The following is a 15109-nucleotide window of genomic DNA, read 5'->3' as shown; positions in this document are numbered from 1 at the left end:
CAATGATTACGGCATACTCATTTTATACCCCCAAATATTGTATGCCAAAGCGCTTTATTCCTGCAAATGGAGTGATGGTGCTCTTCGTCATTTTATCCAATATGGACCCTTCAGTTGTGAACAATTTGAGGACAGGAAGGACTTTAACTGCTTGGCAGCGAATGTTTGATCATGTAATTTTATGCGGGAGGAACAACCTATAATGAGTAAGATGACTGCCGAGCAAGCCAAAAAATGGGGCAAGAGAAGAATGATGGGCAAATCGAAATATGTGATGTTTTACGGTGTAGTAACCTGGGGAATCATACTAGCAGCACTATTTACGGGTATGGAGTGGATGACTCAGCAAACATTTACAACATCCTGGTTATATATTAGACTCGTTGTTTTTGGAATTCTTGGTTTCTTTATCGCAAATTTTCGTTGGGATGCCCGAGAGCGTATGTTTCACTCTCAATCTCGTTAATAAATTACACATGGAGCAAAACGGATATCCCGTTTTGCTCTTTATTTTTTTCTCAGCTTTGTGGCCTAGCCTGCATCATTCACTCTGTTCAACGACATTATAAGTTGCTTGACAAAAGTAAGTTAATGAACTATTATACTTACGTATAGTGAGTTGATATTATAAAAATAGTTGTGGAGGAATTTATTTTATGTCTAATGTATTATTTATTAAAGCCAATGGCCGTCCTGTCGAACAATCTGCAAGTGTTAAATTGTATCATACTTTTTTGGATCAATATAAAGAATCGCATCCTGGGGATACTATCGTGGAGCTGGATTTATTCGCTGAAGAGCTTCCATACTACGATGTTGACACTTTGAACGGATTGTTCAAGCTAGGTAAAGGATTTGAGTTGAATGAGCAAGAACAGCAAAAAGCTGCTAATGTAAATAAATACTTAGATCAATTCCTTGCTGCCGACAAAGTAGTGTTAGCATTTCCATTATGGAACTTCACGATTCCTGCACAGCTGTTGACTTACTTATTCTATATTGTTCAAGCTGGCAAAACTTTTACTTACACAGCTCAAGGTCCTCAAGGTTTGCAGCCTGATAAAAAAGTCGCTTTGCTTAATGCAAGAGGCGGCGTATATTCCGAAGGCCCTGCTACGGCTGTCGAAATGTCATTGAATTATGTCAAAGTTATCATGGGCTTCATGGGCATCCAGGATGTTACTACTGTAGTCATTGAAGGTCATAACCAATTCCCTGACAAATCCCAAGCCATCATCGAAGAAGGCTTGAAACAAGCTGCTGTAGCTGCACAAAGCTTCTAATTCCTATAGCTAGCCCACTATCATGTTACCTGATGACTCCCCATCCTAAGATGCGGGAGTTTTTGGCAATAAGAAAAAGCCTGCTCCCATGGGACCACAGACTTTCCAAAAGCTTATATACACTACTGAACCGGTGGGGTTGATTTCTTCTTCATAATAAAAAGACCGAAAAACAACAATACTTCAATATTAACGAAAGCTATTCCAAATCCGAATAATCCAAACATTCTTGCAAAGCCTTCAAACAGACTGGCCCACCAAATACCAGCAATCACAAAAATCGCCAAATTAACGATAAGGGAAACAAGAGTGGATAACAGCAGCTTTTGCGTTTTGAGCATAAGCCCTACACCTAAGCCATTAGTAATAATAAAGGCAGCGCTCATGATAAACCAGTAATAAAAATCGTAGGACATCGTGCACACTCCTGCATTTATATAATCGAATCGAACATAATCTTCTCCTAGGTTACCAAAACAACATGGGGAAAACAACCGTTCCTGCATTTTGTTTCAAATCTGTCAAACTATTCACTTGATGCAGTTTCGAATAATTTCGCGTATAATTAAAACAAATCCATTTTAAACAACGAGGAGGCCTTTTACTATGGCTCAAAGCAAGGCAAAGAAGCAAAGAAGCAAGTGGCAGAAGCAAGGTAAGTTAAACCCCGAGATAAACCGATTAGGTTGGAATGGTGTTGTTCCTGTTGAAAGAAAGACACCAACCCTTGCAGAACGAAGAGAAAAGCTGCAGCATAAACATAAAAACAAATGGAACCTTAACCTGCCAGGCAGCAGTGACGGTTCCATTTGTTTTTTTATAGAGTTAACGTCGGCCTAAAAGTAAGAGCGGCTGCTCTCCAAATAAAAGTACATAATTTTTGCCCAAGGAAGTCATTCTAGGATATGAAGCTCAAGCTTCTATTTCTTATGAGAGAAGGGTATCCCCATGAGCCAATCCAAAAACCGCGCAGAAAATGAAGACAAGATCCGTAAGCAAACGCAGCACCCTCACGGACATATCACGTCGCTAGAGGAATTCGCCGAAGAATATGAAGCCGAGCAGCCCTCCCAAAACAAGCCACAATCTTAAAGCTTAAAAAATCCCCACAAAGTGGGGTCTTGCTTCGAAGTTGATTCAGATACTTTGCGGGGAGCCCCGAAACATTCTATATAACCAAAAAGAGACCATGTTTTGGCATGGTCTCTCTGATCTAAGTATCTAACTATCATTCCCATTGACGCTGTAAGAATTGAAGCGCTTGAGGCAATTCCTTCTCACGATCAATAAGCGTGCATTCAGCTGATATCAAACCCGTGTAGTTTGCAGCTTTAAGCTGCGCAATGAAGTTCTCATACGGATATTGCCCCGTACCAGGGGCAAGTCTGCCTGTATCCGCAACATGAATATGAGCTAACCAATCTTTATTCGCAACAAGCGTATCGAGCGGCTCCTGTTCCTCGTCCATATGGTAAAAGTCTGCCAACACTCGAATGGACGAACGATTAATTTGCTTAGCCAAGTGCACTCCATCATTAACACTGTTAATAATATTGCTCTCTTTCCTGTTCAACGGCTCAATGGCTAGAGTGAGCTTCGTCCCTTCGCATTCATCAGCAAACCAATTCAACAGATTCAGCAATTGCTCTTCTGCGCGATTAAGGTCCCAGCCCTCAGGTACAGAGCGGGAGCCGCCACTGCCAAAAACAAAGATCGAAGATCCTACCTTTTCCATCGTTTCCACAGCTCTGCTTATATATCTCTTTGTAACATCATCATTAGCTTCAGATCCAACTACTTTAATTTCACGGGGAAACAATACATTCCACGCTTTTACAGGCAATGGACTGTTTATGTAAAGTGGCAGCGCTTTCTTAAAATCTTCTTCGTTTTTGGTTAGCAAGGGAGCAAGCATACATTCGATATAATCGTAACCGTATTCATTTAATTCACCGGCATGTTCAATAGGTAAACACCAACCGAATGCTGTCATTTCAATTCCTCCTCCAATTTGGGCGAGCAGCCGATGATTGCTTATGACGCATGTGTAATTTATTTGAATAAGCGTTCATCTCACTTTTTATCTTACAGTAAAAAGTGAGATGTTTCCGAACGTTTTTTGCCAGATAATGCTCATTCTCAACATATATTGCACTATACTTTTAGCGGTTGATGATGGATTCTTGATGTCTCAACTTGAATCGTTGCATGTTGAATTTGAAAACGCTCCTCCAACTGTTGAATAGCTTGCTGCAATATATGTTGACTGTCTTGATTATCCTCTATCAGTAAGTGACAGCTTAACGAATCCAACCCCGAAGTAATCGTCCAAATATGAAGATCATGTACATCAACGACCCCTGCAATTCCCTCTAGAGCCTCCCTCACAGCATCCTGATTCAGTGAGGAAGGAGTGCCTTCCATCAATATATGGATGCTGTGCTTAATGACTCCCCATGCGCTTTTCAAGATGAGCAAGGACACGATAACACTAATTATCGGGTCAGCAATATACCAGGAAAACGCCAGCATTAACAATCCGGCTACTATGGCTCCAATTGATCCTAAAGCATCGCTTATGATATGAAGGTAGGCGCTGCGAAGGTTCATGTTATTTTTCACATCTCCCTTACGCATAAGGGACCAAGCGCTTGCTAAATTAGCTAATAAGCCAACTGCCGCTATTATCATCATGGATCCGCTTGCTACAACTGGAGGCTGCAGAAATCGGTGGTAGGCTTCCCACATGATAAAAATCGCAACTACAAACAAGGTAACGCCATTAAACAATGCAGCAAGAATTTCGAACCTGAGGTAACCGAAGGTTTTGCTAGGTGAGGCAGGTCGTGAAGCAAACCCTATGGCTATCAGACTTAGCAGCAAGGATGCAGCATCGCTGAGCATATGTCCTGAATCGGACAACAAGGCAAGACTATTGGTGACAATTCCTCCAAAAAACTCAAGAAGCATAATACTTGCCGTGATTATCAATGCAATTGTTAATCCTTTGCGATTCCCTTCCGATGACGGAAGATGTTGATGATGGCTATGACCGTGATCATGATTATGTCCATGTGTGTGCCCATGATGAGAATCATTGGAATGATGATTAGGCATAAGACTTGCCTCCCTGGATCAAATACCGTATAGGTATTCATTATTAAATAACATATGAGCATGTATTCATATGTATTATCGGTTACAGTCTTTGCTTTGTCAAGAAGAAATGCCCTTCCTTCTGTCAAATAGGTTAACAAATGCTTTATTAATTTATACCTACTCCATGGAAATGGTGAAAAACTATGATCGAGTCCTCCATGACCTTCCGTTTATAATGTCTGTTCTGCAAATAAGAGGCTGTCCCAAAAGGGTATCAGTGAATGAATCAGTCCCAAACTATGTACAAAGACGCCTCCAAAACCACCATGGAAGCGGAAATGGAAGCGTCTTTTTTTGTAGGGAAATTCCCATCAGAGCGGGGGTTCGAAAATCGAAAAATGAGTCCGGCTGCTTTTTGGATGTTGCTTAAGTGTTGGGGCGAGAAGCGATGTTCAAAGGCTGCTTTCAATCTAGAGGAGACCAGGATTTGTCGGGCCGCTGCGGAAAGAAAAGAAATAGATGGAAATCCTCACGCTAATCCAGCGTGGATATCGCCTGAAATCAATCTAACTGGAAAAACTAACTCTAATAGAGGGGATATGCTGGATATCAGCCAAAATACGTAGAATTAGCATGAGAAATTCCAGCTATAAGACTTGGAACGCTATTTTCGGAGTAACTAACTTGACATTTTCCTGATAATTGCACGGAGTGCGCCAGACTGCCATGCAATGCCGTAACCGAACCATGAACCATGAACCACGAACCCGATACCCGCGATGAGTACGCGCTGGAAAGCGACCTCATCTTATTCATCACTAAGTATACACAAGAATATGCAAAAAAGCCTTCAACTATTAAAGTGGAATTGAGGGCTCTTTTGCAACCATCTATTCAGGATACAATGGTGGAGGGGTTGTCTCAAAATGTCTTTTGGGACAGCCCCTTGACGAGCATTTTATTATTCAAAAACAATCCAATCGAAATCTGCATAACCTGCAGGCGCAGCTTCCTTGCTACCTAGAGCACCTAGTGCATAAAGGCCCACTTTGGCACCGACCCATCTGCCTTCGCGAGCTTTAAAGCTCGATCCGATCGACTGAAACTCCTCACCGTCTGTACTGTAGCTGAACTGGCAATTGGCATTTTCCGTTACAGCAACCCTCAAATAAATCGGTCCCGATACGATTTTCAATAGTACACTAGCCTCTACCTGCTCATTAACGGAATCATTGACAGCTTCGCCTAGCATCATGACTACCCTCAAGCCTTCGTCCGATTGCTGCAGTGAAAGGCTTCCGTATGTGTATCCGAACACTATCAGACCTGCTTGCTCAGCAGAATGCACCGCGTGAAGCTCAGCCTTGGCTGTTACGGTAAAAACTTCGGCTGGGAACTTCTGCATCAGCAGTTGCGGTGCGCCATAGAGCGTGTCAACACCATCAGGCAGGGCGGAAGCATGCAGGCGCAGATAACCTGGCTTCTCCTTAAGCGAATACCAATTATCTTGAGGATTCGCCTGCCATTGCCATTGCAAACCAAGCCTGTCACTATCAAAATGATCCGTAGTGGCAGGCACAGCAACAGGCCAGCTTCCCCCAACATCCGGCTTGCTAGCCCGCAGCACCGGCTCGCCTATTCCATCGCCATTAGTATCGACACCCATTAACGGCCAATCATCAACCCATTGAACTGGCTGAAGGTGAGCAATACGCCCATAAGCTTCCTTGTCCTGGAAATGAATAAACCAGGACTCGCCTGATTCCAGCTCCACCCAACCGCCTTGATGCGGTCCGTTAATAATAGAGTCGCCTTGGTGGAGCACAATTTTTTCCTCGTAGGGGCCATAAATGCTTCGGGAGCGCAAAATTAATTGCCATCCGGTAGGGACTCCACCTGCAGGCGCAAACAAATAATAATAGCCGTTGCGCTTATATATTTTGGGTCCTTCCAGGGTTGGGTGGCTAACCGTTCCATCAAACACGATGACTCCATCATCCAGAAGTGTTTTGCCGTCCTGACTCATTTTACAAACCTGCAGCTTATGCTTGATTCCACTGCGGCTGTGAGCAAACGCATGAACCAGATAAGCTTGTCCATCTTCATCCCATAATGGGCATGTATCAATCCAGCCTTTTACTTCTTTGACTCTATGCAGAGGCGTCCACGGTCCGCGAGGATCTACAGCGGTGGTCATATAGATGCCTTCATCAGGCGCGCCAAAATAGATCCAAAATTTCCCGTCGTGATAACGAAGACTCGGGGCCCATACTCCTTTACCATGCTGGGGAAGCTCGTATCCAGGCAGCTCCAGCCGATCTATTGCATAGCTGATAATCGTCCAGTTGACCAAATCCTTGGAATGCAGAATTGGCAATCCAGGTACGTGGGAGAAGCTAGATGCTGTCATATAGAAATCAGCGCCTACCCGAATAACATCAGGGTCCGAATAATCGGCGTGTACAATAGGATTTTGAAAAGTGCCGTCGCCCAAATCAGGCGTCCATACGGAACCGCCTTGCGCGGCTGTAAACTCCGCTTTACTCATAAGATGATCTCCTCCGAATAATTGTATATTAATCTCTATTAATATACGTGCTCAGAGCGATAACGGTCTATAAGCTGATCTTAACCTATTTTAAAATATGGCTTATTGGCTGTTTTAGAGGATATTTCCCCTTATCCATGTATCCGCTCAGGGTGGGTGTATATATTGAAACTTTGGCCGCGAATGAAACCAACCACAGTAATGCCCAGTTCATCGGCAAGCTGCAGCGCAAGCTGAGTCGGAGCAGATTTGGAAAGAATGACCCCCGCTCCGATTTTGGCTATTTTTAACAGAACCTCCGAGGATACTCTGCCGCTGAAAGTAATTATTTTTCCTTTTAACGGGATATGTTTACGAATACAGTAGCCATAGATTTTATCCAAAGCGTTATGTCTGCCAATGTCTGTTCGTGTAATAAGCATCCCTTCATTATCACATAATGCCGCATTATGGACCCCTCCCGTACTCTGAAACTCAGGAGAAGCCTGCTGAAGCTGACGCATCAGCTCCAAACACTGCGCAGCAGTTACCACAGCGCTTCCTACAGGAATGGTTTTGGCTGTACGAGCATCGTTATGATAATAAAACTGTCTGCTTTTACCGCAGCAAGAGCCGATAAACCGCTTGTTCACCCAGTCCTTGGCGGTGCTCTGCTTATTGACCAGCTCCACTTCGGCTATCCCCCTGCTATCGTCTATGCTTAAACAATGCAGCTCTGAAAGCGACCGGATAATCCCCTCAGAGGCAAGAAAGCCTATCACCATATCCTCCAAATCTGTCGGGGTGCATACAATAGTTGCAAACTCTTCCCGGTCCAGCTTAATTGTAAGCGGGAATTCAGTCACGACCTCATCCTCAAGTTGCTGTAATTCACCTGCGACATATTTGGTAATCGGCCATACTACCGTGACAGGTTTATCCATTGGCGATCACTCCACTTCCGTTTCCAATTCCGCGATCCGCTTCTCCACATACTTCGTATCTTTGAAGGCATGGAACGTTTCCGCTTTCTCTACGATAGCTGTTGTATTATATTCAGGAATACCTGCATGCGGTTCATACACTCTTTTGGGTATTAATGAGTTGCCCTCCGGCCAGTGAACTTCAATATTTCCCTTCTGAACTCTCACCGGCTTAGCCCTTCCATGCAGCATACCGTGTTGATTGTACACGACGATGGCATCACCCTCTCTCAATCCCAGCGATTTAGCATCATCAGTATTCAGCAGTACATCGTAGCGGTCAGCACCGTTAAAAGGGTCGACATCACTGTATATCATGGAATTGAATTGCTTGCCTCTTCTCGTAGTTACCCGGAAATGCCCCTCAGGCTTACGCAGTTCGGGCTGCTCAATAGGAATGAACCGTCCACGTCCATCCGATGTCGGACATACTCCTTCCTCGCACAGCCAAGCCCCGCCCCATTGAAAAACATCCCCCCGTTGGGATAAATGTTGAATGCCTTCATAATAAGGTGCAGCAACAGCAATCTCCCTACGAATATCTGAAGCGCTTTCGAAAGCAACCAGCCGCTTGTACGCAGGATTGACCTTGGCGGCAAGCTCTGCATAAATCGCCCATTCCGCCCGGGCTTCCCCTATTCGCGGGCCATCAATTTGAGGCGAGAAGTAGACCATTCTCTCAGTGGAAGTCGACGTTCCGCCGCCTGGCTGTTCATAGCGTGTCATAGCCGGCAGCACAACTACCGCTTCCTTGGCATCCACTAGTGTCGATGTGTTCAATACTATGTCCTGATGAACCCGAAGCTCTACGCTTTCCAAACAATACTCCACGAAGGCCGGATCCGGCATCGTTTCCAGAAAGTTACCGCCAGATGTGTAAAATAGCTTGAGCTTGCGCTCATGCCTATCCGGCAGCACCGCGTTTTCAAGTGACACTCCGACTATGTCTCCTTGCCACTTGGGCAGCTTAAAGCCCCATGCCCGCTCAATCCGCTCGATATCCTCGCCTTTGAATTCACCGCCAGGCAGACTGAACGGATCGGCTCCCATCTCGCCCGAGCCCTGTACACCGCTGTGTCCGCGGATTGGCATCAGCCCGCAGTGAGCGCGGCCGAGAAAGCCACGCAACAGCGCAAGGTTCGCTACCTGCGAGATATTGTCCGTACCGAAGCGATGCTGTGTCAGGCCCATGCTCCAAACGAACACAGCCGACTTCGCTCCCGCTAGCAGCTGCGCAAATTCAAGCATCCGTTCGCGGCTCAGCCCCGAAGAGCGCTCGAGCAGCTCCCACTCCTGCTTTTTCACATGGGCTTTGAGCTCCTCATAGCCTCCGGTATGCATACGTATAAACTCATGATCGACCGCAGAGCCTCGCACCCGATCTTCCATTTGAAACCAGTGCTTCATGACACCGTTCATGAAGGCAATATCTCCGCCAATGTTAACCTGATAGAAGTCATCCGTCAGTCTGGTTCCAAACAACGCTGACTCAGGAATAGAAGGAATCCAATATTTCTCCATAGAAGGCTCATAATAAGGGTTGATTACGATAATTTTCGTCCCTTTGCGCTTTGCAGCGTACATATATTTGGTCGATACCGGCTGGTTATTCGCTGCAACACTGCCCCAAAAGATAAGCACATCAGTGCCGATCCAATCTTTGTAATTACAGCTCGATGCTCCGATTCCTATGGAGCGTTTGAGGGCTGTTTTGGATGGCGAATGACAAATTCTCGAAGCATTGTCGATATTATTGGTTCCGAGGAGTCGAGCTACCTTGGCAGCGGCGTAATACGACTCGTTAGTAATGCCGCGAGCGGTGAGGTAAAAGGCGAGCTGCTTGGGTTCAATCGCGCGTATCTTGGCCGCGATGAATTCCAGCGCTTCGTCCCACGTTAAGCGGGAGAAGCGGGTTTCGCCCTTGCGCCGGATCAGTGGATACGGGATCCGGCCGAGCTTGCGCAGCTCGGTGCTGTCCATCGTCCGCAGAGCGGCGATGTCCTGGTGCAGCACCTCGGGCTTGATTGGCGGCATCGTATTGAGCCGCAGCACATTCAGCCGCGTCGTGCACAGATGCGGCCCTTCCAGCGTCCGGTCATACAAACCGGACACACCAAGCGCGCAGCCATCACAGACCCCTTGGGTCAGGATGCGGTAAGCGTAAGGCAGCTGGTCGCGGTTATCCCATGCGACCTTGAGCGTATCTTTAATATGATGAGGCTTAATTTGTCCTAAGCCAAATGGAACTTTGCTGACCCACAGCTTCGGGTCCAGCTGCTTCGGCAGACGAATAGGGCCCGTATGTTTGGTTGTTCCCATGCTAATCCCTCCCCAAAAAGTGTTGTTGTATTAGCCCTTGTTTCTACGAAAAAAGCCGCAGCAGGCGTGCCCTCGTTTGTTGGTTATCGTTCAACAAATGAAAGTGACTGTTGCGGCTGTTAGTCTTGAGCAGGATCGCTGCCAAGTGCCAACGGCACATGTATCATTTTGTGCAATGAAGGGTTTCTATCCTGAATGTTCATGGAGTAAGCTGCTGCATAAAAGGCTGCTTACGAAAATTTACTTTGAATATCCTGATCAAATACAAAAATCGACATCCCGAAATCTTTGTCAAGATCAATATCTACGAACAGCTCTATAAATTTGGCTCCCAGCAGCTGCTCCATTTCTACAGGCGGATGGTTACGGTACATGTCCTTAACCATTTCGGTTCTGGCTGTACGCAATACCTGCTTGCCCTCCGTTCCGGATGCAATGAACTTTTCGACAGGAGAAAGGTTTCCCTCCATCTCACATATTGCCCAATGTTTACAAAAGGTGGTCCGAATTTCTCTTGGCCCCTTGCCCATATGGCGCTTTCGAAACGCTTTCACTAAATTGCTAAATTCCGCTTCAACCTTATTCATAAACGGATTTCCTCATTTTCTTTCGATCATAAACAGTTCTTATGTTTCAAATTTTATCACGTACCTGACTGGAGTACAATTATTACTTGATGAAGTTCTTCTTGTTCTAAAAGCAAACTTAACTAGGACCTGCTGTTTTTCCCCTTTCCGTTCAACCCTTTTTTATGATCTATCAGGACAACTTCATATAATGTAATGAAGCATTCGCTGCAAGAGGAAGGTGACATTGATGACAAACTATTCCATTTTTAATCAGGCTAACGCTCCGCTCTATACTAACATGACAAATACGTATGCCAACCCTGGTGTGGAGACGCTGCCTGAAGGCAATGCGGCCATATCCAGCCTGTTGTTCACCTTAACTACCGGCAGCGTAAGTGTCTCGTCAGGACAAAGCTTACTGCTGCAAGCCGCTAACCCTTCCCATTACCGCTGGTATATACCTGATTGCTTTGGGCGGCGCATTTGTCATCCCAGCGGGACAGACTTTTACGGCAACTCTGGGGACCGGGGCGTTGACAGGCTCAATAAATATCATTTGGTGGGAATATTGATATGCCTTACAACAATGTTTATAACTTGAGTAATAATCCGGTTTATTTCCTGTCGACCAATACTTTAAGCTCCTCTTCCATTGTGGCGCCTCCCGACAATGGTGCGGCTCAGACCGGCAAGCTGTTCGTTGTAACCGCCATAAACTCCACTAGTCTTGGTTTACTGGGCGGAAGCGTCATAATCACCCTGCAAGCCAACAATGGTTCTGGGAGTGGAATAACTATGTATCTGTCAAGTATTGTGGGCGGTACCAGCATTGCCCTCAATTTATTATCTTCCTTTACTGCCACCGCCGCTATTATAAAAGGAGGGACACTAACCTCTCCAACGACTCTTACTGCCGTTAACACTAATTTTTCCAGCACCAATTCAAGCGGATTGACCATTCAATCATCAACATCCACTCCTTCAGGAGGCACCCCCGTATCTTCGTTTCCGCTTCCTCCTGGCATGCTGTCCATTCCGTATAATGGAGGAATCGTGGTTCCTCCCGGTCAATCTATTACTGTAACAATATCGGCCGCTCTCACGGTTGCCGGCTTACTTTCATCCACAGCTACTTTACAGTGGTGGGAGGCATAGCTTGTGACACCAATGATATCTTAATAGATTTGTAAGAATTTTAAATATTTTTTTGTCAAACTTCTCTAGTAAACTAGTAGTATAGCTCTCGTTCGCACGCTTACGAAAGCAATTTATTATTCAAGGTGGTAGCTTGCATGCAAAAATGTAATGTTCTGATCGTAGATGACGATGCCGAAATTCAAGAGGCCGTCAGTATTTATTTAAGAAATGAACACCTGAATGTGTTTACCGCTAGCAACGGTCTTGAAGCACTGAATGTACTTGAGCAGTACGACATTCATCTGATCGTGCTCGACATTATGATGCCCAGAATGGACGGTATTCAGGCCACACTCAAAATCAGGGAAACTAAGAACATTCCGATCCTGATCGTCTCTGCAAAAACCGAGGATGCTGACAAAATCATTGGGCTAAATGCTGGAGCTGATGATTATATCAGCAAGCCGTTCAATCCTTTGGAGCTGATCGCTCGGGTAAAATCCCAATTAAGAAGATATACCCATCTTGGACACTACAAATCCTCCGATGATGTTATCCAAGTGAGTGGCTTAGCCTTGAACAAAAGCACAAAGACGATTACCGTCGATGATGAAGAGGTACGCCTAACCGCCACTGAGTACAAAATACTCGAATTGCTCATGGAGAATAAGGGGCGGGTGTTTTCCATAGAAGAAATCTATGAGAAAGTGTGGAGGGAGCCTAATTTCAATGGAGAAAATACTGTTGCCGTCCATGTAAGGCGCATTCGTGAGAAAATTGAAATTAACCCGCGTGAGCCAAAATATTTGAAGGTGGTATGGGGCATTGGATACAAAATCGAAAAGTAAGCATCAGCCTGCAATTATTCAAATCTTGATTATTGGTCTCTCGGGATTAGCTTTGCTGTTAGCCCTTGATATCGTGACGAAGCGCGACTACATCTACGGTAATCCCTACTTTAAACAAGAACTTTTCTATGATGTTCAGGTAAATATGAATGTACTGGATATTGCCAAATACTATGTTGAATATAGAAATTATGATCAACTTGCCCCTCAAGAAAAAATAAGCGAGAAGACGATAAAGCAGTGGAGAGATGAGTTTGACATCGTTATTAACGAGGAACTTACCCTAAATGAGCGTACAAATAGCCAGCTTTCCTTACATAATAATGATTTCGAATTACCATTTACAGAGTCTACCAACTCCGCCGTTCGAACACTGAAGGATAAGACGGGACAATGGATAGCAAGCGAATGGAACCAGCAGGTAGAAGGCATTTGGAGCTTACAGCTCAAAGAGATTACAAAAGCTTACATTTCCAAGAGAGATTCGGAATACGGCAATTTGAAAAGGGCTGTAGCCCGATTAAACAATATCGTGAAATACTCGATTTACGATCACCGAAATAATGAAACGTACACCAACATAAAGGACGGCTCAACTCGGAGGCAGGGGCAGGAAGAAAGTCAGGATGCCACTCATACGATAACCTTCCCACTGAAGGAACCAATTGAGCAGTTAAATTGGCTAAGCGATTATTTCAAACAAAACCAAGTGGAAGGAACCTTTACTTTTTATGCCACTGTAGAACCTGAGATAAGAGGCTGGAACACTGATTACGTCATGTATAAAGACTACATCAAGCTTCTGGCAGTCCGCAAACAGCTTCAATACGAATTTATTGGACTTGCTGCCTCCATGTTAGCTGCCATTCTATTGCTCCTATATTTAAGAAAAAATCAATCAAAGCGTGAAGCATACAGCTTAACTCATACGGCACACTGGCAGCGTATTCCTATCGATATTCGAATGGGATTGCTTGGCTTAGTCAGCTTTTTGATCCTTGCGTACTCAAGCACCATCTACGATTGGGGAAAGTTCACTCCTTTTAGCTCTGTCTATAGATGGACTCTGCTCGTTATACTTATAGGTTATGTAAGCATCAGCATTAAAGACGCCTTATACCTGTACCGCACAAAAGGAGCATTTGCTCGGCAATGGGGCTCCTCCTATATTCTTATGTCAGGAGAATTGCTCCAAGCGAGTCTTCTTAACAAAAAAGTGTTGTTCAAATCAGTCTTCGTTTTCTTGTCGACTGCGTTGTTCGGGCTGTTTGCCTTTGTAGCGCTGTTCGAATCAGCCTTCACATCCCCGTCGTCCGCACGCCAGATCTTAGCGGTCGTTTATGTGGCTGCCTACTTGTTGCTTATCCTTCCTTATCTCTTACAAAGGGCAGGAACGCTGAACCGCGTACTCGCGGGTACGAACGAGATTGCAGCTGGCCATTTAAACCTTACATTTGAAAAGGAACACGGCCAAGGACAGTTATCTAATATGGCCCGGCAAATAAATAACATGAAGCTTGGCTTTAAAACAGCGCTCGAGCAGCAATTAAAAAGTGAACGGCTAAAATCGGAGTTGATATCGAACGTTTCCCATGATTTAAAAACGCCGCTAACCTCTATGATCAATTACGTCGATTTGCTCAAAAAAGAAAGTATTCAACAAGATGAGCTGCAGCACTATGTGGATGTTTTGGGGCGAAAAACTCAACGGCTTAAAGTGTTGATTGACGACCTTTTCGAAGTGTCCCAGCTTACCAGTGGTACCGTGAAGCCAATACTGGAAACCGTCAATGTCGCCTCTCTGTTACATCAGGCACTGGCGGAATGCAGTGATAAGATTGATGCATCGAGGCTGACCTTTCGTATCCACATCGATAATCCTCACATAGTTGCACCTCTGGACGGCAAAAAAACATGGAGAGTATTTGAGAACTTGATTAACAATGCACTCAACTATTCCATGCCCGACACCCGGGTTCATATTGCCTTAACAGAGGAAGCGGAACACATTGTCCTGCGGTTCAACAACGTGTCGGCATATGAAATTCATTATGATGCGGAAGAATTGTTCGAGCGATCGAAACGGGGAGATGCGTCCCGGAATAAAGAAGGCTCCGGTTTAGGCCTCGCTATCGCCAAGAGCATCGTTGAGCTGCAAGGCGGACAGCTGCATATCGAATTCGATGGGGATTATTTTAAAGTAACCGTTAGGTTTAATAAGAACCTATCGGCTCCAATGGATTAAAGCAACATCATGAACCATGCCATTTTTACGTTGGAATGGGGAAGGTATTGTAGTGATGGGAAATATTCAATTCATGCAGTATTTCGGATAACACTTCGG

The 15109-nt window shown here is 45.0% G+C and carries 16 protein-coding genes; 9 read left to right on the top strand and 7 right to left on the bottom strand.

Translation table 11 applies throughout. The annotated features are described in order from the left end of the window. Positions 1 to 202 precede the first annotated feature (202 nt). Both ACFQ0C_RS14600 and ACFQ0C_RS14595 read left to right on the top strand, forming a co-directional pair. Positions 203 to 466 (top strand): hypothetical protein, encoded by a 264-nt coding sequence (locus ACFQ0C_RS14600; RefSeq protein ID WP_258212627.1) that lies wholly within the window; start codon positions 203 to 205, stop codon positions 464 to 466. Between the two features lie 190 nt (positions 467 to 656). Further along, positions 657 to 1283 carry an FMN-dependent NADH-azoreductase gene (locus tag ACFQ0C_RS14595; protein WP_379367842.1) on the top strand — a complete coding sequence of 209 codons (627 nt, stop codon included), beginning with the start codon at positions 657 to 659 and terminating at the stop codon, positions 1281 to 1283. Between the two features lie 122 nt (positions 1284 to 1405). Here ACFQ0C_RS14595 and ACFQ0C_RS14590 read toward each other — a convergent pair whose 3' ends face one another. Beyond that, the gene (locus tag ACFQ0C_RS14590) at positions 1406 to 1699 is read right to left on the bottom strand and encodes a hypothetical protein (protein WP_258212625.1); all 294 of its coding nucleotides are present in this window, start codon (positions 1697 to 1699) and stop codon (positions 1406 to 1408) included. 190 nt (positions 1700 to 1889) lie between these two features. Between ACFQ0C_RS14590 and ACFQ0C_RS14585 the strand changes: the two genes are divergently transcribed. Both ACFQ0C_RS14585 and ACFQ0C_RS14580 read left to right on the top strand, forming a co-directional pair. Then, positions 1890 to 2123, top strand: a complete 234-nt coding sequence (locus tag ACFQ0C_RS14585) for a hypothetical protein (protein ID WP_379367841.1) — start codon at positions 1890 to 1892, stop codon at positions 2121 to 2123. A 108-nt stretch (positions 2124 to 2231) separates the two neighbouring features. Continuing rightward, positions 2232 to 2375, top strand: a complete 144-nt coding sequence (locus tag ACFQ0C_RS14580; RefSeq protein ID WP_379367840.1) for a DUF6254 family protein — start codon at positions 2232 to 2234, stop codon at positions 2373 to 2375. Positions 2376 to 2511: 136 nt separating this feature from the next. On the opposite strand, the gene ACFQ0C_RS14575 is transcribed toward ACFQ0C_RS14580, so the two are convergent. Both ACFQ0C_RS14575 and ACFQ0C_RS14570 read right to left on the bottom strand, forming a co-directional pair. Continuing rightward, the gene (locus tag ACFQ0C_RS14575) at positions 2512 to 3276 is read right to left on the bottom strand and encodes a sugar phosphate isomerase/epimerase family protein (RefSeq protein ID WP_379367839.1); all 765 of its coding nucleotides are present in this window, start codon (positions 3274 to 3276) and stop codon (positions 2512 to 2514) included. 161 nt (positions 3277 to 3437) lie between these two features. Beyond that, positions 3438 to 4400 carry a cation diffusion facilitator family transporter gene (locus ACFQ0C_RS14570; RefSeq protein WP_379367838.1) on the bottom strand — a complete coding sequence of 321 codons (963 nt, stop codon included), beginning with the start codon at positions 4398 to 4400 and terminating at the stop codon, positions 3438 to 3440. A gap of 263 nt (positions 4401 to 4663) precedes the next feature. Between ACFQ0C_RS14570 and ACFQ0C_RS14565 the strand changes: the two genes are divergently transcribed. After that, on the top strand, positions 4664 to 5008 hold the full coding sequence (locus tag ACFQ0C_RS14565; RefSeq protein WP_379367837.1) for a hypothetical protein: 345 nt from the start codon (positions 4664 to 4666) through the stop codon (positions 5006 to 5008). Positions 5009 to 5343: 335 nt separating this feature from the next. Here the strand turns inward: ACFQ0C_RS14565 and ACFQ0C_RS14560 are convergent, their stop codons facing one another. The 4 genes from ACFQ0C_RS14560 to ACFQ0C_RS14545 all read right to left on the bottom strand — a co-directional run bounded on the left by ACFQ0C_RS14560 (position 5344) and on the right by ACFQ0C_RS14545 (position 10798). After that, entirely contained in the window at positions 5344 to 6930 is a 1587-nt protein-coding gene (locus ACFQ0C_RS14560) for a glycoside hydrolase family 43 protein (RefSeq protein ID WP_379367836.1), read from the bottom strand. A gap of 131 nt (positions 6931 to 7061) precedes the next feature. Next, the gene (fdhD, locus tag ACFQ0C_RS14555; protein ID WP_379367835.1) at positions 7062 to 7853 is read right to left on the bottom strand and encodes a formate dehydrogenase accessory sulfurtransferase FdhD; all 792 of its coding nucleotides are present in this window, start codon (positions 7851 to 7853) and stop codon (positions 7062 to 7064) included. 6 nt (positions 7854 to 7859) lie between these two features. Beyond that, the gene (locus ACFQ0C_RS14550) at positions 7860 to 10211 is read right to left on the bottom strand and encodes an FdhF/YdeP family oxidoreductase (protein ID WP_379367834.1); all 2352 of its coding nucleotides are present in this window, start codon (positions 10209 to 10211) and stop codon (positions 7860 to 7862) included. 230 nt (positions 10212 to 10441) lie between these two features. After that, positions 10442 to 10798: a Na-translocating system protein MpsC family protein gene (locus tag ACFQ0C_RS14545; protein WP_379367833.1), complete on the bottom strand. Its 357-nt coding sequence runs from the start codon at positions 10796 to 10798 to the stop codon at positions 10442 to 10444. 229 nt (positions 10799 to 11027) lie between these two features. Between ACFQ0C_RS14545 and ACFQ0C_RS14540 the strand changes: the two genes are divergently transcribed. The 4 genes from ACFQ0C_RS14540 to ACFQ0C_RS14525 all read left to right on the top strand — a co-directional run bounded on the left by ACFQ0C_RS14540 (position 11028) and on the right by ACFQ0C_RS14525 (position 15010). Continuing rightward, positions 11028 to 11381, top strand: a complete 354-nt coding sequence (locus ACFQ0C_RS14540; protein ID WP_379367832.1) for a hypothetical protein — start codon at positions 11028 to 11030, stop codon at positions 11379 to 11381. Further along, a complete protein-coding gene (locus ACFQ0C_RS14535) occupies positions 11354 to 11935 on the top strand; it encodes a hypothetical protein (RefSeq protein WP_379367831.1) in 582 nt (193 codons plus the stop codon). Before ACFQ0C_RS14540 ends, ACFQ0C_RS14535 begins: the two co-directional genes overlap by 28 nt. A gap of 137 nt (positions 11936 to 12072) precedes the next feature. Then, positions 12073 to 12765, top strand: coding sequence for a response regulator transcription factor (locus tag ACFQ0C_RS14530; RefSeq protein ID WP_379367830.1), 693 nt, complete (start codon positions 12073 to 12075; stop codon positions 12763 to 12765). Next, positions 12743 to 15010 carry a sensor histidine kinase gene (locus ACFQ0C_RS14525; RefSeq protein ID WP_379367829.1) on the top strand — a complete coding sequence of 756 codons (2268 nt, stop codon included), beginning with the start codon at positions 12743 to 12745 and terminating at the stop codon, positions 15008 to 15010. The genes ACFQ0C_RS14530 and ACFQ0C_RS14525 overlap by 23 nt, the downstream gene beginning before the upstream one ends. Positions 15011 to 15109 lie beyond the last annotated feature (99 nt).

Origin of the sequence: Paenibacillus sp. GCM10027630 (assembly GCF_042676305.1) — a bacterium.
Classification (GTDB): Bacteria; Bacillota; Bacilli; order Paenibacillales; family NBRC-103111; genus Paenibacillus_S.
This window is presented reverse-complemented; position numbering and strand designations above follow the sequence as displayed.